This is a genomic window from Pedobacter africanus (genome assembly GCF_040548825.1).
GTDB lineage: Bacteria > Bacteroidota > Bacteroidia > Sphingobacteriales > Sphingobacteriaceae > Pedobacter > Pedobacter africanus_A.
In genome coordinates, this window is sequence record NZ_JBEPSL010000001.1 from 2,097,786 (window position 1) to 2,115,230 (window position 17,445).

General features: G+C 46.2%; 18 protein-coding genes. 8 read left to right on the top strand and 10 right to left on the bottom strand.

Annotated elements, in window-relative coordinates; all coding sequences use genetic code 11:
• Positions 1 to 4 precede the first annotated feature (4 nt).
• From ccoN to ABIE26_RS08715, 7 genes are read left to right on the top strand one after another with little or no spacing between them, the layout of a single operon-like run.
• Positions 5 to 2,116, top strand: a complete 2,112-nt coding sequence (ccoN, locus tag ABIE26_RS08685; protein ID WP_310137872.1) for a cytochrome-c oxidase, cbb3-type subunit I — start codon at positions 5 to 7, stop codon at positions 2,114 to 2,116.
• Positions 2,117 to 2,136: 20 nt separating this feature from the next.
• The gene (locus ABIE26_RS08690; RefSeq protein ID WP_310137870.1) at positions 2,137 to 2,304 is read left to right on the top strand and encodes a hypothetical protein; all 168 of its coding nucleotides are present in this window, start codon (positions 2,137 to 2,139) and stop codon (positions 2,302 to 2,304) included.
• The gene (locus ABIE26_RS08695; RefSeq protein WP_310137868.1) at positions 2,301 to 3,116 is read left to right on the top strand and encodes a cbb3-type cytochrome c oxidase N-terminal domain-containing protein; all 816 of its coding nucleotides are present in this window, start codon (positions 2,301 to 2,303) and stop codon (positions 3,114 to 3,116) included. The genes ABIE26_RS08690 and ABIE26_RS08695 overlap by 4 nt, the downstream gene beginning before the upstream one ends.
• A gap of 2 nt (positions 3,117 to 3,118) precedes the next feature.
• Entirely contained in the window at positions 3,119 to 4,516 is a 1,398-nt protein-coding gene (ccoG, locus tag ABIE26_RS08700) for a cytochrome c oxidase accessory protein CcoG (protein WP_310137865.1), read from the top strand.
• A gap of 4 nt (positions 4,517 to 4,520) precedes the next feature.
• Positions 4,521 to 4,946: a FixH family protein gene (locus ABIE26_RS08705; protein WP_310137862.1), complete on the top strand. Its 426-nt coding sequence runs from the start codon at positions 4,521 to 4,523 to the stop codon at positions 4,944 to 4,946.
• Positions 4,943 to 5,623, top strand: coding sequence for a sulfite exporter TauE/SafE family protein (locus ABIE26_RS08710; protein WP_310137859.1), 681 nt, complete (start codon positions 4,943 to 4,945; stop codon positions 5,621 to 5,623). The genes ABIE26_RS08705 and ABIE26_RS08710 overlap by 4 nt, the downstream gene beginning before the upstream one ends.
• Positions 5,624 to 5,626: 3 nt before the next feature.
• Complete coding sequence (locus ABIE26_RS08715; protein WP_310137857.1) at positions 5,627 to 6,013, top strand: group III truncated hemoglobin; 387 nt, start codon at positions 5,627 to 5,629, stop codon at positions 6,011 to 6,013.
• A gap of 7 nt (positions 6,014 to 6,020) precedes the next feature.
• On the opposite strand, the gene hemN is transcribed toward ABIE26_RS08715, so the two are convergent.
• The 5 genes from hemN to ABIE26_RS08735 form a co-directional block, all read right to left on the bottom strand.
• The gene (gene hemN / locus ABIE26_RS08720; protein ID WP_310137856.1) at positions 6,021 to 7,259 is read right to left on the bottom strand and encodes an oxygen-independent coproporphyrinogen III oxidase; all 1,239 of its coding nucleotides are present in this window, start codon (positions 7,257 to 7,259) and stop codon (positions 6,021 to 6,023) included.
• Complete coding sequence (locus ABIE26_RS26545) at positions 7,198 to 7,383, bottom strand: hypothetical protein (protein WP_310137854.1); 186 nt, start codon at positions 7,381 to 7,383, stop codon at positions 7,198 to 7,200. The genes hemN and ABIE26_RS26545 overlap by 62 nt, the downstream gene beginning before the upstream one ends.
• Positions 7,373 to 7,849 (bottom strand): lactate dehydrogenase, encoded by a 477-nt coding sequence (locus ABIE26_RS08725; RefSeq protein WP_310137853.1) that lies wholly within the window; start codon positions 7,847 to 7,849, stop codon positions 7,373 to 7,375. Before ABIE26_RS08725 ends, ABIE26_RS26545 begins: the two co-directional genes overlap by 11 nt.
• Positions 7,850 to 7,931: 82 nt before the next feature.
• Positions 7,932 to 8,990, bottom strand: coding sequence for a response regulator (locus ABIE26_RS08730; RefSeq protein WP_310137851.1), 1,059 nt, complete (start codon positions 8,988 to 8,990; stop codon positions 7,932 to 7,934).
• Positions 8,991 to 10,175 (bottom strand): PAS domain-containing sensor histidine kinase, encoded by a 1,185-nt coding sequence (locus ABIE26_RS08735; RefSeq protein WP_310137849.1) that lies wholly within the window; start codon positions 10,173 to 10,175, stop codon positions 8,991 to 8,993.
• A gap of 131 nt (positions 10,176 to 10,306) precedes the next feature.
• Here ABIE26_RS08735 and ABIE26_RS08740 point away from each other — a divergent pair, with 131 nt between their 5' ends.
• Complete coding sequence (locus ABIE26_RS08740; RefSeq protein WP_310137848.1) at positions 10,307 to 12,079, top strand: hypothetical protein; 1,773 nt, start codon at positions 10,307 to 10,309, stop codon at positions 12,077 to 12,079.
• 43 nt (positions 12,080 to 12,122) lie between these two features.
• Here the strand turns inward: ABIE26_RS08740 and ABIE26_RS08745 are convergent, their stop codons facing one another.
• From ABIE26_RS08745 to ABIE26_RS08765, 5 genes are all read right to left on the bottom strand, one after another.
• The gene (locus ABIE26_RS08745; protein ID WP_310137847.1) at positions 12,123 to 12,764 is read right to left on the bottom strand and encodes an SCO family protein; all 642 of its coding nucleotides are present in this window, start codon (positions 12,762 to 12,764) and stop codon (positions 12,123 to 12,125) included.
• Positions 12,764 to 13,198: a hypothetical protein gene (locus tag ABIE26_RS08750; RefSeq protein ID WP_310137846.1), complete on the bottom strand. Its 435-nt coding sequence runs from the start codon at positions 13,196 to 13,198 to the stop codon at positions 12,764 to 12,766. Before ABIE26_RS08750 ends, ABIE26_RS08745 begins: the two co-directional genes overlap by 1 nt.
• An 11-nt stretch (positions 13,199 to 13,209) precedes the next feature.
• Entirely contained in the window at positions 13,210 to 14,493 is a 1,284-nt protein-coding gene (locus ABIE26_RS08755; protein WP_310137833.1) for a hypothetical protein, read from the bottom strand.
• 12 nt (positions 14,494 to 14,505) lie between these two features.
• Positions 14,506 to 16,770 carry a TonB-dependent receptor gene (locus tag ABIE26_RS08760; RefSeq protein ID WP_310137829.1) on the bottom strand — a complete coding sequence of 755 codons (2,265 nt, stop codon included), beginning with the start codon at positions 16,768 to 16,770 and terminating at the stop codon, positions 14,506 to 14,508.
• A gap of 296 nt (positions 16,771 to 17,066) precedes the next feature.
• Entirely contained in the window at positions 17,067 to 17,438 is a 372-nt protein-coding gene (locus ABIE26_RS08765; RefSeq protein ID WP_310137826.1) for a hypothetical protein, read from the bottom strand.
• Positions 17,439 to 17,445: the final 7 nt, after the last annotated feature.

The following is a 17,445-nucleotide window of genomic DNA, read 5'->3' on the forward strand; positions in this document are numbered from 1 at the left end:
TCACATGACTGAAAAATTTTACTACGACAACAAGATCGTCAGAAACTTTGCCATAGCCACCATTGTATGGGGCATTATCGGCATGACGGTCGGATTGCTCATTGCCATGCAGCTCTTTAAACCTGCATTGAATATGGGCTCGCAATACACCACATTTGGCCGGATCCGACCATTACATACCAACGCGGTCATCTTTGCCTTTGTAGGAAACGCCATATTTATGGGCGTTTATTACTCTTTACAGCGACTGCTGAAGGCGCGTATGTTTAGTGATGTGTTGAGTAAAATACATTTCTGGGGCTGGCAGCTCATTATTGTAGCAGCTGTAATTACATTGCCCCTGGGATTAACTTCATCGCATGAATATGCAGAACTGGAATGGCCGATTGACATTGCCATTACGTTAATCTGGGTAGCTTTTGGCATCAATATGTTTGGTACCATTATCAAACGCAGGGAAAAGCACATGTACGTAGCCATATGGTTTTACATTGCCACCTTCGTAACGGTAGCTGTACTACACATCGTGAATTCCTTTCAGTTACCTGTATCTGCATTTAAAAGTTATTACCTGTTTGCAGGGGTGCAGGACGCGCTGGTACAATGGTGGTATGGGCACAATGCAGTTGCTTTCTTTTTAACCACGCCTTACCTGGGCATGATGTATTATTTTCTGCCAAAAATGGCAAACCGGCCTGTCTATTCCTATAAGCTGAGTATCCTGCACTTCTGGTCGCTCATTTTCATCTACATCTGGGCAGGTCCGCACCACCTCTTATATACCTCACTGCCGGGCTGGGCACAATCGCTGGGGGTTGCTTTTTCTATCATGCTCATTGCACCAAGCTGGGGCGGTATGATCAATGGTTTACTGACCCTTCGCGGAGCCTGGGACAAAGTACGTGAAGATGCTACCCTTAAATTTATGGTAGTGGGCTTAACCGCCTATGGCATGGCTACTTTTGAAGGCCCTATGCTGGCTTTAAAACAGATCAATGCCATTGCGCACTATACAGACTGGATCGTAGCACACGTACACGTGGGTGCATTGGGCTGGAACGGATTTTTAACTTTCGGCATTCTGTACTGGCTGATCCCAAGAATCTACAGAACTCCGCTGTATTCCAAGAAACTGGCATCCTTTCATTTCTGGATCGGTACCCTGGGCATTATATTTTACGCTGTACCCTTGTACTTTGCCGGATTTACCCAGGGTCTGATGTGGAAAGAGTTTACAGAAGAGGGCATGCTGAGGTATCCGAATTTCCTGGAAACAGTACTGCAGATCATCCCGATGTATGTGCTGAGAGCCATAGGTGGTGCCTTGTATCTGGCCGGGGTAATTGTCATGACCTATAACCTGATCAAAACCGTAGGCACCGGTAAATTACTGGCCAATGAGCCTGCTGACGCCCAGCCATTGCCTGAGGTATACCATCCGCAGGGTTCAGACAAGAAGCTGCACCGCGTGCTGGAACGCAAACCTATGGTGTTCCTGGTGCTTTCGCTGATTGTGATCCTGATTGGCGGTATGGTAGAGATGATGCCTACATTTACGATTAAATCCAATATCCCTACCATCAGCAGTGTAAAACCTTACACCCCGCTCGAACTGCAGGGCCGCGACCTATACATTAAAGAGGGCTGTGTAAGCTGCCACTCGCAAATGATCCGTCCTTTCCGCTCCGAAACCGAGCGCTATGGCGAGTACAGCAAGGCCGGGGAATTTGTATACGACCACCCGCATTTGTGGGGTTCCAAACGTACCGGGCCCGATCTGCAGCGTGAAGGTGGAAAATATGGAAACGTGTGGCATTTTAACCATATGCTCGATCCGCAGACCATGTCGCCCGGCAGCATTATGCCACCCTATGAATGGCTGATCACGCAGACCCTGGACACCACCACAACCCGAAGCAAAATTACTGCAATGCGAAGGCTGGGTGTTCCTTATACAGAAGGTTATGAAGACCACGCCAACCGCGACCTGGACCAACAGGCTAAGGAGATAGCAGAAGATCTGCAGAAGAACAATGTAAAAGTGAAAAGCGATAAAGAGATTATTGCGCTTATTGCCTATCTGCAGCGCCTGGGAACAGACATTAAAGCGAAGTAAAACATTAAAACAATACAGACATGTTCAAGCAATTTTTAGATCAGGCCACAGGACATCAGGGGTACCTCATTACCTCCCTGGCCATTTTCATGATCTTTTTCCTGGTTGTGGCCATTTTGCTGGTCACCATGAAAAAAGATGAAGTAAAGTATATGAGTGAACTCCCCTTAAATGATGATGTAAAATGAGCGATATTTTAATTTGGGCCTTACTGTTCATGTCAGTAAGCATACTGGTGGTTTCTATCCTGGTTTTAAAGGTAATCCGGATCTTTATTCAGCAAACTTTACATCCTGTAACTTTCGCCTCTGCCGAAGAAAGAGAACGTTATATAAGAGAGCAATATACACTGGAACAAGCTGGGATTGAAGCCGAAAAACCGGAAAAGAAGACCATCTGGACCAGGATACTAAGCCTTAGGCCACTGGCTGAAGAAAAAGAACTGGTAATGGAACATGAGTTTGACGGAATTGCAGAACTGGACAACCCTACCCCTGCCTGGTTTATGGTATTGTTTTATGGCACCATCATTTTTGCCATCATCTACCTATTCAATTATCATGTTATTGGCTGGGGCAAATTACAGGAAGAGGAATATACTGTTGAACTGCAGCAGGCGGAGGAAGCACGGATTGCGTTATTGCAAAAACCGGGTGCTGGTGGCGCCAACAAAATCAATGAAAACAATGTGGAACAATCGACTGATAAAGCTGTTCTGCAAGCCGGTGGGGCACTCTTTAAAAACGTATGTTCGCCTTGCCATGGTGAACATGGAGAGGGTGCAGTTGGGCCAAACCTGACTGATGCGTACTGGCTGCACGGTGGAAAGGTGAAGGATATCTTTAAAACCATCAAACACGGCGTTCCTGAAAAAGGAATGGTAGCCTGGGAAAAATCCATGAATGGCAAGCAGATATCCGACATTACCAGCTATATCCTATCCTTAAAAGGAAGTAATCCTGCGGGTGCTAAAGCGCCACAAGGCAAAAAAGAAGAATAATTATGTCGCAAAGCCCGGTTCATTTCAGGGATCAGCTGTCTACGCTGACCGACGATGGAAAAAGCCGTAAATGGATTTATCCAAGAGTGGTAAAGGGAAAGCTGTACCGTTACCGCTCCGTCCTCAGCTATTTTTTCCTGGTCCTGCTGTTTGCAGCGCCTTTCTTAAAGCTGAATGGCGAGCAGTTGGTGCTGCTGAATATACTGGAACGGAAATTTGTGTTTTTTGGAGTGATCTTCTGGCCGCAGGACTTTTACCTGTTTGTACTGGCTCTGCTTACTTTTATGGTATTCATTGTACTGTTTACAGTGGTCTTTGGCAGGGTATTTTGTGGCTGGGCCTGTCCGCAAACCATATTTCTGGAAATGGTTTTCCGTAAAATTGAAATCTGGATAGAAGGCGATCAGCACAAACGTAAAAAGCTTGACGAAGCGCCGCTTACCACTGGTAAACTCTTCAAAAAAGCCTTAAAGCATGGCATTTACATTTGCATTTCCTTTTTGATTGCCAATACTTTTCTGGCTTACCTCATTGGTTCCGCTGCGCTGATCAAGATCATCACGGAACCGGTAAGTATGCATCTTTCCGGCTTCCTGTCGATTTCTGTTTTTACACTGGTCTTTTACCTGGTATTCTCGAAAATGAGAGAGCTGGTATGTACCGTTGCCTGTCCGTACGGCCGTTTACAGGGAGTGCTGCTCGATAACCAGAGCATTGTTGTAGCTTATGATGATGAGCGTGGCGAACCCAGGGCGAAGCGGGTAAAGGAACAGGAAAATCAGAATGGCGACTGTATAGACTGTAAACTATGTGTAGAGGTTTGCCCTACCGGCATTGATATCCGCAATGGCACTCAAATGGAATGCGTAAACTGCACTGCCTGTATTGACGCCTGCGATATGGTGATGGAGAAAATAAACCGTCCGATCCGGCTGATCGGATTTAAATCCGAAGAGGAAATCCGCACCAAACGGCCATTTCACATTAACAAACGCATTTATGCTTACAGTGCCGTTTTACTGGTGCTGATGAGTGTATTGTCGTACCTGCTGGTTACCCGGAGCGAAGTAAAGACCACCATATTGAGGGCTGGAGGAACACTGTACCAGTTGAGAGATAAAGATAAAACTGTCAGTAATTTATACAATGCAGAACTCATCAACAAAACCAACAGCAGCATCCGCTTCAAGCTGGTTCCTGAAAATCCAAGGGCCAGGATACAATACATTCAGAAACAGGATTCGATTGCCTACGGCGGAGTGGTAAAACTCACATTTTTCCTCATCCTTCCACAGGATGAAATTCATAAATACAAATCTGAACTGCGCTTTAAACTGGTATCAGGCAACAAAGTTTTAGACCGGTTCGAAACTACATTTATTGCAGCACCAAATCCTTAAAAATATGAACTGGGGAACAAAATTAATGATCGGAATGCTTTGTTTTATGAGCTTTATTGTGGTATTGGGCGTGCTGATGTTCAACAGTAAGACGGATGCCCTTGTAGATACCGACTACTATGAAAAGGGCCTGGATTACGATAAGGATTACAACAGGAAGGCACAGGTGCAGGCCGACAATGCCAGGCCTGGAATAAGACTGTCTCCTGACCATCTTATCCTTTCTTTTAAAGCAGCTGCTGCAGGAGAAGTAAGGCTGCTGCGCAACTCGGATAAAAAAATGGATAGGCGGATAGCCATTAACACCAATCCACAGCACCAGGTCGGCATACCGCTCGCGGGAATTGCAAAAGGGTCATGGCGGATCATCATTTCCTGGGAAAGCAATGGCAAAGCATATTTAGATGAACAGGAGGTTAGCATAGAATGAGTACTGAGAAACTGGCATTTATGATTGGCCTACTGGGTAGCATACACTGTATAGGCATGTGCGGTCCGCTGGCTTTTGCTGTTCCTGTTCAAAAACGGGGATGGATACTGCTGGTGACCGATAAATTACTTTACCAGCTGGGGCGCATTGCTGCATACTGCAGCTTAGGACTGATGATAGGGCTCATTGGCCGGCAGATCTGGCTGGCTGGCTTCCAGCAGGGTATCAGCATTCTAAGCGGAATATTAATTGTGCTGGCTGCCTGTTCCAGGCTTTTTAAGTTCAGTATTTTCAAAAACCAGGCCTTCCTTCTGGGCCCGTTCAATAGGGCATTCCATTATGCACTGAAACACAAGGCCAATCACCTGATCATTGGTTTTATCAACGGATTTTTACCCTGCGGTTTTGTATACCTGGCACTTGCCGGCGCATTGAATACCAATGGGATACAAAATGCGGTTAGTTATATGTTCTGGTTTGGTTTAGGAACCTTACCTTTGATGTTTATAGCGACACTTGGCCTGGGCTTTACCGGAACGGTGTTCAGAAGAAAAATTAACCGGATAGTCCCTTACCTGATGCTGTGCATCGGGATATGGTTCATACTGAGGGGCATGACCTTAAACATCCCCTATTTAAGTCCGGCCAACACCAACGAAATCAGCAATTGCCGATAACTCATGAAAGACATACAAAACAAGAAAGACATACAATACCTGGTAGAGACATTTTACGGCACTGCACTCAGCGATCCGCTGATCGGGCCGGTATTTAAGCAGGCGGATTTTGAACTGGAGGCACACATCCCGGTGATGATCGCTTTCTGGGAAACCATCCTTTTTGATGTGATCACCTATAGCGGAAATCCTATGCTAAAGCACCTGGAGCTGAACCAGAGGGTACCCCTTCAAGGCCCGCACTTTGAGCGCTGGATGCAGATCTGGGAAGAAACAGTAAAGTTTAAATTTGAGGGACCGCTTGCGGAAAAAGCGGTGATCAGGGCCAGGTCTATTGCCCAGCTGATGAGCTATAAAATTCAACAGGCCGGTCGTACAACCAGCCTGTAATTGAGCATTAATCTGCGATACTGAACACCTGCTTTTCGGGTTGTTTTTCCCATAAGCGTGCGTCCAACGTCATACAAATATTCCTCAGGAAACGTTTACCAAAGCCTGTGACACGCAATTCACCGGCCGATAAAAGCACTAACCCGTCCTGAGCGAGCCAGCGCATTCTGAGCAATCCTTCTGCCAGGGCCTTATTTTCCGCTTCTTCAAGCGTCCATGAAGTATATCCCCGGCACATGATGTTCAGAATATTTTTGCGGATCAGCAGATCCGTTTCATTTAAAATATGTCCCCTGAAAACCGGAAATTCTCCATTGTTAACCATTTCCATATAGTTTTCTACGGTTTTTACATTCTGGGCAAATGCATTCCAGCTGTCGCTGATCGACGATACCCCTAAACCGATCATCAGTTTACTATATTGATGGGTATAGCCCATAAAATTGCGGTGCAGGCTTCCATCCCGTTCAGCTTTGTACAGACTGTCGCTAACCAGCGCAAAATGATCCATACCGATCTCTGTATATCCACCCTCCTTTAGGAGTTTGCGGCCCAGTTCATACAATTCCTGTTTGGATTCAGATGAAGGCAGGTCGCTTTCGGTATACCGGCGCTGACCGGGTTTAACCCAGGGCACATGGGCATAACTGTAAAAGGCAATCCGGTCAGGCTTTAGCCTCAGCACAGCTTCAATGGTATTGGCCAGCCCGTAAAAAGTCTGGTGCGGCAAGCCGTAAATCAGGTCGTAATTGATAGAATGATAGCCGTTTTTCCTGGCCAGGTCAGAAATTTCTGCCACCTGCTCAACGCTCTGCACCCGGTTGATCATCAGTTGTACCTCCGGATCAAAATCCTGGATACCCAGGCTTAGCCTTCTGAAACCCAGCTTATTTAAAGTCAGCAAATGTGCTGCAGTGGTATTTGCAGGATGGGCCTCAAAACTAAATTCGGCCTCGTGGTGAACAATGGCCTTTTCCAGTAAACCATTAATTAAAAACTCCAGGTTACCGGCGCTGAAAAAAGTAGGTGTGCCGCCCCCAAGGTGAATTTCCCTGATTACAGGCTTACTTTCGAAAAGTCTGCAGTAGAGCTGCCATTCCTTTAACAAGGCCTCGATATAAGGTTCTTCTACGCCATGGTTTTTGGTGATGCGGGTATTACAGCCGCAGTAAGTGCACAGGCTTTCACAAAAAGGCAGGTGTATATAGGCTGAGCCCGTCCTTGGTATTGCTTTCCTTAAAGGCATGGATTACAGATTTACTCCATTTCTCTGCGTTGAACCCGGCTTCGTCCCAATATGGAACTGTTGGATAACTGGTGTAACGTGGTGCGGCAACATGGTATTTACTGGTCAGTGGTTTAGTGTTCATGCGTTTGAACGTTATGGTTATTTGATGAAGTTTGTTTTACCTGATCACACGCTCTTGAACAGACACAGGCATTGCCCAGGCAACGTTTATTTTGCCATTTATCCAGATTCAGAATGGTTTCCTCTGCCAATGCCATCGGCATATCAGCGTAGCTAAGCCCAATCAGAGCAGTTAAGGGGACGCTGGCAATACGGATGGCCCTGAGGGCCGCAGCGTCCTGGTCAATATGTGCAGCGGAGGTTGAACGTGTAGCTATGTATTTCACGCCCAGATCGGCCAGTTTGTTGATTACAGCTGCTGATACATCATCCTCTTCAAATACTATTACCGCTTCTTTACCTTCAGCGTAGCTTACAGAGTCAACACTTAAAACATTAGATATTAAAGTGATATCATGTTTTTTATGATTGGCTATTGCCAGGGGTTCCTTCTCGAATGACTTTATACTATACGCTACTACTTTCATGCATCCTATTATTGATGCATCAAAATTAGTGGTATGTCAGTACTCAGAGAATGAGTTTAATCAAGCAAAAATGTGATCTTGATCAGTTTTTCATATTCCGCAGTTTCTGTTCATCAAGGATGATGATCTGACTGCCTTTTCTTTCGATGATCGCTTCGTCTTTGAAATCGCTCAGGATACGGCTCACCGTTTCTGTGGCCATGCCTGCCATTGCGGCAAGATTGTCTCTCGATACCTTTAAGTTGGAAACCGCAGCTTCCTTTTCCTGTTTACAGAGGCGGATCAGCACTTCGGCCATTCTTTTTCTTACAGAATGATAGGCCAGCTGCAGCAATTGCTCTTCCTTATCCAGCAGGTCATTAGACAGGATCTGGATAAACTGCCTGGCTACATCCGGGTATTTATCGAGCAGTTCTTCTACCATTTCCTTTGGCAGCAAACATATGGTCGTGTCTTCCAGGGCTTCGGCTGTTTCGGCATAAGGTTCATGACTCAGCAAAGCCGGAATTCCGAAATACTGATCGGCGGTATAGATCCCTGTTAGTAATTCCCGGCCATCCTCACTTAATTTAAGGGTTTTTACCTTTCCGGTAAGAACCAGGTATATACCCGAAACCATATCACCATCGTAGTAAATAACCTGTCTTTTTTTGACATTACGGACCTTACGGTCGGCAATCACTTTCTGAAGTTCTTCTATACCGGAAGTTCCGCTAAGCAGATGGCTGAGTTTATCGAGCGACTGGCTGTAAAACTGTTCCTGTTTGCCTTTTTTATTCAGGCGGCTTTCGATGGCATTGAGGAGCTCCACGTCATCAAAAGGCTTGGTCAGGTAATCATCTGCCCCCATTTCCATTCCCTTTCTCATATCGATCCGCTCCGCCTTCGCAGTCAGAAATATAAATGGCGTAGCTGCAGTGGCGGCATTTTTGTTGAGCAGGTACAATACCCCATAGCCGTCCAGCTCGGGCATCATGATATCGCAAAGAATGAGATCAGGCAGATGAGTGGTAGCCATTTCAACCCCTATCCTTCCGTTCTTTGCCTGCAACACTTCATAATCGGCCAGTTCCAGTATTTCAGCAGTACTTTCTCTTATGTCTTCGTTATCTTCTATAATCAGTATCGTCGTCTTCTTCATCTATTTATTAAAAGAAAGTTTAAAGGTTGTTGCTTTGTTAATGCTGCTTTCAAAATGGAGGTTGCCCTGCATTAAGGTAGCATACCGGAGTACAATATTTAAGCCCAGCCCCGTACCAGGGATATTGCCGGTATTGTTGGCCCTGAAAAATGGCTGAAACAGATGCTTCTGGTCAGACTCGGGTATACCAATACCATTGTCTTTAATGGTAATGAAGCATTGTTTATCATTGATCTCCGTATTGAATTCTATGAAGGTATTTTCTCCGGAGTATTTGATGGAATTGGAGATCAGGTTGATCATACAGTTCCGGATCAGGTTCTGATCCAGGTTTACCATACTTTCCAGGCCCGTATGCTGATAAATGATGTGCTGTTCCTGTTTGGCAATCATCTGCATCTCTTCAGTTACTTCCTCTGAAAGCTTCACCAGATCAAAAGGTGCAAAAGTCGGTTCTACGATACCGGCTTCCAACCTTTCCAGGGATAAAAAGTCGTTCAGAATGGTGGTCAGGTTCCCAACCGCATTTTTTATCTTTCCAACGTGCTTGGTGATGTTCTTATTGTTGAAAGGCTGCGCATACTTTTCAATGAGCGAGGAAGAAAGCTGTACGGAACTGAGCGGCGTTCTGAACTCATGAGAGGCCATGGACACAAACCTGCTCTTCATCTGGTTCAGTTCTTTTTCCTTTTCCAGCGACAAACTCACTTCTTCCTTGGCCTCGCTTAGTGCCCGCACTGTCTTTCTAAGCGACTTGGTCCTTTCCTCTACCAGTTCCTCCAGTTCAGCCGCGTATTCACGTAAACGTTCCTCCGCTTCCTTTTCTTTAGAAAGATCGTGTATAAAGCCGGTATAAATGATGCGGTCATCGTACTGAACCTCACTTACCGCAAGGCGAAAAGGAAAGGTAGTCCCGTCTTTACGCAGTCCCCTCACTTCTCGTCCGATGCCAATAATGCGCTTTTCGTGCGTAGTCTGGTAGCGGTGCAGGTAACCATCGTGCCCGCTTTTATCGGGCTCAGGCATGAGCATATTGATGTTACGGCCTTTTACCTCATCCAGGCCATAGCCAAAAAGCTTCAGCGCAGCTGGGTTCAGACTTTCTATACGTCCCCTGGTATCAATAGTGATGATCCCGTCGATAGCAGTTTCAATAATGGCCTCTAATAATCGGACTTGCTCCATAATGTCTTTTCACAAATATATAAATTTTGTCGTTACCCGATTTATCGCCCCTGTCATATTTTAACATGACCCAGATCATATTTTATGCTGAAAATACTCCGCTATTTTGTGGCCTGAACTTTATTTGAGCCATGCATCACACATTTCACATTCCTGTTCTGGGCCTGGGCTATTCCATTGATACCCCTCTAAAAGTAGCCAGATACGGTATTTCTTCGGTTGTTTCTATAGTCGACGATGAGCTCACTGAGCGCATGCGCGAATTTCACTCGGCAAAACAGGGGGAAAGTTATCTACCGATCGGTAAAAAGGAAGCCGACAGCAGGGCTAAACGGATCACGGCCTATCTGAACTTACTGAACAAGCTGGTGAACAGGCAGTTTGAAGAGCTGCTGAATGAGAACGGAGATGACTTCAACAAATACTTCGAGCTCCTGCCAGATTATGCTGTCCTGAAGCGCCTGTACAAGGACTTACAGAAATTAACTGATCCGGAAAAGAAGAGCCTGGCGCTTGAAGCCCTGAAAAGCAGGATGCAGCCCGGAAAAATTGATGTAAACATCATGTCTAAGGTAGACAAAGCCAATTACGGTGCAGGTAATGAATACCTGGGCGATGATTTTACAGATGCCCTTGCCGCCATGCGCGGCTTTGCCAACAGCGAACTTAAAGCCTCTGTAATCATTTCGGCCGGCTTAAATCCAAGGTTGTATAGCTATATGGAGCAATGCAACAGTTTTTACCCTGACCAATCGGGGGCATTGAATAAACAGATCATCCTTAAGGTAAGTGATTTCCGATCAGCCATGATCCAGGCAAAAATGCTGGCTAAAAAGGGACTATGGGTTTCAGAGTTCAGGGTGGAATCTGGTCTGAACTGTGGGGGGCATGCCTTTGCAACGGAAGGATTTCTGCTGGGTCCTATACTGGAGGAATTTAAGGAAAAGCGGCCCGGGCTGATGGAAGAACTTTTTGTTATCTACACAGCCGCATTAAGTGCAAAACAGATTTCTGTAGCTACCAGGCCCCTGCAGCGCATTACGGCACAGGGCGGTATAGGTACGGCAGGGGAACATCAGTTTCTGCTGAACCATTACCAGTTGGATGCTGCAGGCTGGGGCAGCCCGTTTTTATTGGTGCCGGAAGCTACAAATGTAGATGAGGATACATTGAGCGACCTGGTAAATGCGCAACAGGACGATTATTACCTGAGCAACTCATCGCCGCTTGGCGTGCTTTTTAACAGTTTCAGAAAAGGCAGTATAGAACAGCAGCGCCTGCAACGGATAGAAAAAGGGAGGCCCGGAAGTCCCTGCACCAAAAAATTCCTGTGTACCAATACTGAATTTACGGAACTGCCCATCTGTACCGCATCGAGGGAGTACCAGCATCTGAAGCTCAAAGAACTCCAGGCGCAGGCTTTACCGGATACAGCATACCGGCAGCAATTTGAACGGATTACCGAAAAAGTATGCCTGTGCGAGGGGCTTTGCGCATCAGTTTACCTGAAAAACGGCATGTTAAAACCAAAGGAAAGCAAGGCGGTGAGCATTTGTCCGGGCCCTAACCTGGCCTATTTTTCCGGAAAATACAGTTTAAAGGAAATGGTGCAGCACATTTACGGAAAAACAAATCTGCTGGCCAGCGTGAACCGTCCTAACCTGTTCGTTAATGAGCTGAACCTGTATATCGATTATTTAAAGAAAGACATCAGTACGCAACTCACGGAACTGAACAGCAAAAAAGAAAAGTACTTCCATAAGTTCAAAGCGCAACTGGAAGAAGGAATTGCCTATTACAAACAACTGCTGCCTGTACTCAAACAACATACCTCAATTCCGGTAACCGAAGTGTACAACCAGTTATTGCTGGCAGAGCAAAAACTAGAAACCTGTAAATTATAAAAGCATACTGCTTCTATCACCTGAAGAAGCAGTATGCAGGGTTTTATTGCTGCCGATATTCCGCAAGCAGCACATCCATATCCTTCATCAGCTGGGCCACTTCTTTGTCCTGGGTGCCATCATAAGCTCCGCGAATACGTTTTTCCTTGTCTACCAGCACCAGGTAACCCTGATGAATAAACCCTCCGGGTGCGTTCTTGTCTTCCTGTGCCGAAACCAGGTAATTGCGCTCGGCCAGGGCATAGATCTCGTCCCTGGTACCCCATAAATATTCCCACTGGGTGCCCTTAACGCCCAGCTTGGCAGCATAGGCTTTCATCCTTGAAGGGGTATCGTACTTTACATCAATGGTATGCGAGGCCAGTTTTACTTCCGGATTGCCCAGGTATTTTTTATATACTTTGAGCAGGTTCCGGTGCATGACCGGACAAATGGTCGGACAGGAGGTAAAAAAGAAATCGGCAACATAAATATGCCCGTCAAAATCCTTTTCAGTAACCAGCGTACTGTCCTGATTTAAAAGTTTAAAGGCAGGAATTGTCCTGAACACGGTATCGGTAAGTGTTTTACCATCGACCACTTTCTCCTGTACCTCCATTTGTAAAAAAGGGAGGCGTTTGGCTTTGTTCTGGCAGCCATAAAGCCCTGTAAATAATACTAAAACCAGTATTGCTGTAACTCTCATTATTTCCCGAATTTACTTAAGTAAGCGGCCGAGGATTTGATTTCCTTTTTATAAAGGCTGTCTACCGCTTTAATTTTTACCATTTCATCTTTAAAATACCGTACCGCCTCTTCATTGGATTTGCCGCTTACATCCGGTTCAAACTTATGCATCCAATCGTTCATGCTGTCTTCTGCCTTTGTCAGATCGCCGATTAAAGCCTTTAAGTTCTCTTTTTCCTTCAGGGTATCCACATCCGGGAACCTGGTTTTAAGGCCTTTCAGGTCTTTTAATAAAGTATCCAGTTTCATCTGGTTGTTCACCACTACACCCTGATCGGCCATCACCACGTCATGAAATTTCATAACCTCATCGCGTACCGTTTTATAATCTGCACTTTGCATACAAGCACTTACTGCTATCGTTACCAGTAAAATTCCTATTAACTTTTTCATTCTTTTATAATTTACTCTTTTAAATTCATTAAGGTATAACATAGTTTTGTACCTGTTTTTTCTTCCCTTACCCAGGCGAGCAGCAGCTTATCCTGAACAGGGGTCAACACCGCATGGTTATCTGCTTCCTTTCCGTCGGTAACAACTGCCGTTTTTTCCAGGCTGCCATTCTTCAGCAAACTTAAAGTAATCTTTGCAGCCCCTGCCGGTGCATGGCTCATCTTCATTGTGCCATGCAAGTGGTTCATCTCGTGGGCGGGTTCTGCACTAAGGGGCTCTTCGCAGACCATTGCGGCCCGGCCCTGCGAAAGGGCAACCAGCTGAGGGTGCCTGCCGGAAGCGGTAAGCAGCGTTCGCCTGCCGAACCCTGTTTCGGGAGTTTTTGCGGAGCTATGGTACAACCCGGCACCTCCGCCGGCGGTAAACCAGACCGCCTGCAGTCCATTTTTATCTGCTGCCAGTGATGGACCGGAATGCGGACAGCCCTCTATTTCCCAATTGTCATTGCTAATCGCTCTGGCTGCAGTAAAGGTTTGTCCATTATCTGCCGAAACCTTGTAGACCATATCACGTACCTGTTTGGCCGCAAGTGCAGAAGGCATGGTGATGCTCCGGTAAGCCAGGTGGATCTTACCGGCATCGTCAGTAAATATATCTGTACGGCAGCATTCACAGGTACCTTTATCCAGACAGCTGTCGGCCGCAAAACCCTTCCCCTTTTCAGTACGGGCAAAAAACAATGCCGAACCTTTTATACTTTTTCCATAGCGTCCGTCCAGCCAGATGGCGCCCAGTTCCCCGTTTTTTAAGGTAGCGAGGTCAAAGAAACTACGTCCATAGGTATGGGCAGTATCGCTGTGTAAAAAACGGGCGGGCGACCAGCTCTTTCCAGCATCGTCTGACAGGCTGTAATATATGGCACCTGCATAGGGGTTTTGCTCTTTAGGGAAACGCCTGGAAAAAACCGCGAAAACAGTACCATCAGCTTTAAAGGCCACCTTACCCATGCTTTCGGCAGAATTACTGCATCCCGCCGAAGCGGGAACAGTAACTGCTGTGTTAAAACGTTTTTTTTCTGCATCAAAGACTGCATATTTCAGGCGGTACAAGGAATCCTGACCATCTTTTTCGGTCCAGCACAACACTGCGTTTCCATTGTTGTCTTTTGTAAAGTAAGGTGCAGTAGCTTCAATACCCTCTGTAATTAACACCTGTACGTCCGGTACATCCGGCTTTGTGGTACAGGCATTCAGCAGGCCCAGCATCCCTAACACGATCAATGATATTTTCTTCATCAGCATGATTGTTTAAAATAAGTATTTAATATTTAATCCTCCGTAACCGTTCCGCTTTGGAGATGGATTAAAGTAGGCCGGCTGTGCGCCGCCATATCCTACAGCATTTAAAGAGACTATGGAACTATAATTCTCATCAAGGATGTTGTCTAAACCGGCGTAGGCATTCAGCTCCAGGCATTTTAACACCTGCTTCCTGTATCCCAATTTTGCATTCAGCACCTGGTATGCGGGGTTATAAGCCAGATTTCCATCATTTAAGGGCAGGCGGTCGCTATAAAAGTAGTTGCCATAAAAGTAGATTCCCGTTTTGGTTTCCAGGTCTATCCCGGCATTGAGCACCCAAGGTGCAATACCGGTCAGCTTATTGCCGTCATAAGTAGCCGTTGACTGGCCCTGAGCGTTCAGGGTCTGGTAATCTTTGAACTTAAAATCGGAATATGTAAGCGCAGCAAAGGGGCGCAGGCTTACGATTTCTGCTCCATCACCGGCCTTTAATGCCTGGTATGACAAGGCCAGTTCTACCCCATTGTGACTGGTTTTTCCGGCATTGTTGTAAACCGTAATGCCCTGTTGTACAGATTGTGCGATCAATTCGCCTTTCATCTCCATTTTAAAGACAGCCAGATCGTAGGCCAGTCTGGATTGCAATACATTCCCTTTTGCATTCAGTTCATAGTTCATGGCCTTTTCTGCCTGCAGTTTTGGGTTGATGGTCCCGTCTACATTCTTGATCTCGGAGCTGGATGGCGGAGAGAAACCGGAGCTTACACTGGCGTGCAGACTAAGCGCATCGCTAAAGGTATGGCTCAATGCAATGCGTGGTGTAGCCTGTGGATCAAACTTTTTAATGCCGCTTTGCTGCTGCTTTAAATAATCGTTCACGGCATAACGCATGCTGTTGTAGCTGAGGCCCAGGATTAAGGTAGTTTGCGGCCCCAGATTGGTTTCCGACTGATAGAAAAGGGAATATTGCCTGTTCCGGTAATCGATATTGGAGTTTATGGTCCCTTCCTTACCCTGGTTGTTTACGTATTGTGAGCCCTTGGTAAGGCCTTCGTTAAATTCTGCGCCTATGGTAAAACGGGTAGGCAACATTGTAAAACCGGGGGCATAGCTAAAGCGGGTCCGGCCGCCATAGCTCTGATAAAAATTCCGGATATAGGCATATGGAAGCGGATGATCCAGGTCGTAAAAGTAGGTAAATACACTTGTTGAATTGGAAAACCTGTCGTTAAAGCGGTACTGCTGTCCCAGACCAATGCGGGTCCAGGTCTGGTACCTTCCTGCAGCCTTATCGAGATTGGTTGCATTTGCCTGCAGCGGATCGGCAGCTATCTGATCGGCAGTAAGTGATCCCGGAATCTGGGAATGTTGAGTAGTCCTGTTCAGCATCAGCGTAATGATGCGCTTGTCGCTTGGAAAAAGCTGGAAGTTACCGGTCAGGAACCTGCGCATATCGTTGCTATGCTTACGGTAGCCATCGTATTCCTGCCAGCCATAAGAGACATAGCTATTGACTTTGTTGCCCCCGCTGCGATAGGTACTGGCCAGGCGGTGCAAGCCATAGGCACCAAACAGCCCTGACGCTTCCAGGCTCTGCTCCTGGTATGGCGCACGCTGCAGCTGGAAGTTGATCACTCCTGCAGTTCCCGCGCCGTAAATGCTTGATGCAGGGCCTTTAATCACTTCGGCCCTGCCAATGCTATTTACATCCAGCGCCTCTATACGTGTGGTACCATCGGCCTCGGTAACCGGAATTTCGTTCACATAGATCTTTACGCTCCGGATGCCATAAGCTGCGCGCACCCCGTTTCCACGGATCGAAATGCGGGCTTCAGAAAGCGTGCTCTGGTCCATACGTACCCCCGGAATGGCATTCAGCGCGGGCTGTAACGACACTGCGTTTCCACGATTGATGTCCCTTGCGGTAATCAGGGCAATGCTGCCTGCGGTTTCCTTATTGGTCTTGTTTTCATTGTAACCGGCAACCCGCACTTCATTCAGGCTCAGGCCATCGGCTTCCAGCTGTATGTTGAGCTCATTTTCAGGTCCTGAAATTTTAACCAGCTGGGTCTTATAGCCTGGCAGCACAGCGGTAAATTTGTTATCTGGCTGTAGTGCTGCTATTTCAAAAAAGCCTTTACTGTCAGACTTTCCAAGCTGAAGGGCATCCATATTAAATAGTATTACCCCAGCCAGTGGCTGCCGGGTCTGGGAATCGTATATATGGCCATTTACGACCTGTTTTTGGGCATTGGCCTGCAAAAAAAGCATAACCAGCCCTATTGATAAAATTAAATATCTGAAAGGGTTCATTATTAAAATTGATACATCTATCCCCTTCCCTCAAAAAGAGAAAACAGGAATAAACGGGAATTCAAGAAAAATTAACTGAGAAGATCTGCCGGGCGCTGACACATGCTTGCAAGAACACAACATAAACTGAAAAATACCTAACAATTTAAACCTGCAAAGTACGCAATTCGGCAGAAAATTTACCTTCTCTGAAGAGGCATAGGAAAATTTTGTCCTTCTTCAGGACAAAGGTTTCCAGCCTCAGAAGAGAACGGTTAATTTTCCTTTGGCGGATGAAATATCGCAGCTTCATGCCTTGGCAAAGCAAAGGGGATTTCTGCTGCCCTTGATGGCCTGAGGTGCTTAACAGGTGAAGTACAAACCAATTTCTGAAACACAACCGCATCTTGTATCTGTACTTTTTGCGATTGGCGCTCCTGTTTTTCTTCTTTCTCCTGGGCCTGTTTTAATTTTTTCATCAGATAACACTTCCCGTTACAATGCATCTCGGGCTTATCCCTATTGATACACAGTTCTTTGGAAATGTAATTCCGATTGGCTTCGAAACCCAGATAAACAAACAGATTGCTGCAATTTGCACTGAGCAAACTGAACAAAAGCAATATGGAAAGTGGTTTCAACAGCATTTTGCTG

What these genes read in the sequence shown, in the direction of transcription:
- ABIE26_RS08690 (WP_310137870.1), top strand. Translation starts at nt 2,137, where the DNA reads ATGTTCAAGCAATTTTTAGATCAGGCCACAGGACATCAGGGGTACCTC.
- ABIE26_RS08705 (WP_310137862.1), top strand. Translation starts at nt 4,521, where the DNA reads ATGAACTGGGGAACAAAATTAATGATCGGAATGCTTTGTTTTATGAGC.
- ABIE26_RS08760 (WP_310137829.1), bottom strand. Translation starts at nt 16,770, where the DNA reads ATGCTTTTTTTGCAGGCCAATGCCCAAAAACAGGTCGTAAATGGCCAT.
- ABIE26_RS08745 (WP_310137847.1), bottom strand. Translation starts at nt 12,764, where the DNA reads ATGAGAGTTACAGCAATACTGGTTTTAGTATTATTTACAGGGCTTTAT.
- ABIE26_RS08730 (WP_310137851.1), bottom strand. Translation starts at nt 8,990, where the DNA reads ATGAAGAAGACGACGATACTGATTATAGAAGATAACGAAGACATAAGA.
- ABIE26_RS08710 (WP_310137859.1), top strand. Translation starts at nt 4,943, where the DNA reads ATGAGTACTGAGAAACTGGCATTTATGATTGGCCTACTGGGTAGCATA.
- ccoN (WP_310137872.1), top strand. Translation starts at nt 5, where the DNA reads ATGACTGAAAAATTTTACTACGACAACAAGATCGTCAGAAACTTTGCC.
- ABIE26_RS26545 (WP_310137854.1), bottom strand. Translation starts at nt 7,383, where the DNA reads ATGAACACTAAACCACTGACCAGTAAATACCATGTTGCCGCACCACGT.
- ABIE26_RS08765 (WP_310137826.1), bottom strand. Translation starts at nt 17,438, where the DNA reads ATGCTGTTGAAACCACTTTCCATATTGCTTTTGTTCAGTTTGCTCAGT.
- ABIE26_RS08735 (WP_310137849.1), bottom strand. Translation starts at nt 10,175, where the DNA reads ATGGAGCAAGTCCGATTATTAGAGGCCATTATTGAAACTGCTATCGAC.
- ABIE26_RS08755 (WP_310137833.1), bottom strand. Translation starts at nt 14,493, where the DNA reads ATGAAGAAAATATCATTGATCGTGTTAGGGATGCTGGGCCTGCTGAAT.
- ABIE26_RS08715 (WP_310137857.1), top strand. Translation starts at nt 5,627, where the DNA reads ATGAAAGACATACAAAACAAGAAAGACATACAATACCTGGTAGAGACA.
- hemN (WP_310137856.1), bottom strand. Translation starts at nt 7,259, where the DNA reads ATGCCTTTAAGGAAAGCAATACCAAGGACGGGCTCAGCCTATATACAC.
- ABIE26_RS08740 (WP_310137848.1), top strand. Translation starts at nt 10,307, where the DNA reads ATGCATCACACATTTCACATTCCTGTTCTGGGCCTGGGCTATTCCATT.
- ABIE26_RS08750 (WP_310137846.1), bottom strand. Translation starts at nt 13,198, where the DNA reads ATGAAAAAGTTAATAGGAATTTTACTGGTAACGATAGCAGTAAGTGCT.
- ccoG (WP_310137865.1), top strand. Translation starts at nt 3,119, where the DNA reads ATGTCGCAAAGCCCGGTTCATTTCAGGGATCAGCTGTCTACGCTGACC.
- ABIE26_RS08725 (WP_310137853.1), bottom strand. Translation starts at nt 7,849, where the DNA reads ATGAAAGTAGTAGCGTATAGTATAAAGTCATTCGAGAAGGAACCCCTG.
- ABIE26_RS08695 (WP_310137868.1), top strand. Translation starts at nt 2,301, where the DNA reads ATGAGCGATATTTTAATTTGGGCCTTACTGTTCATGTCAGTAAGCATA.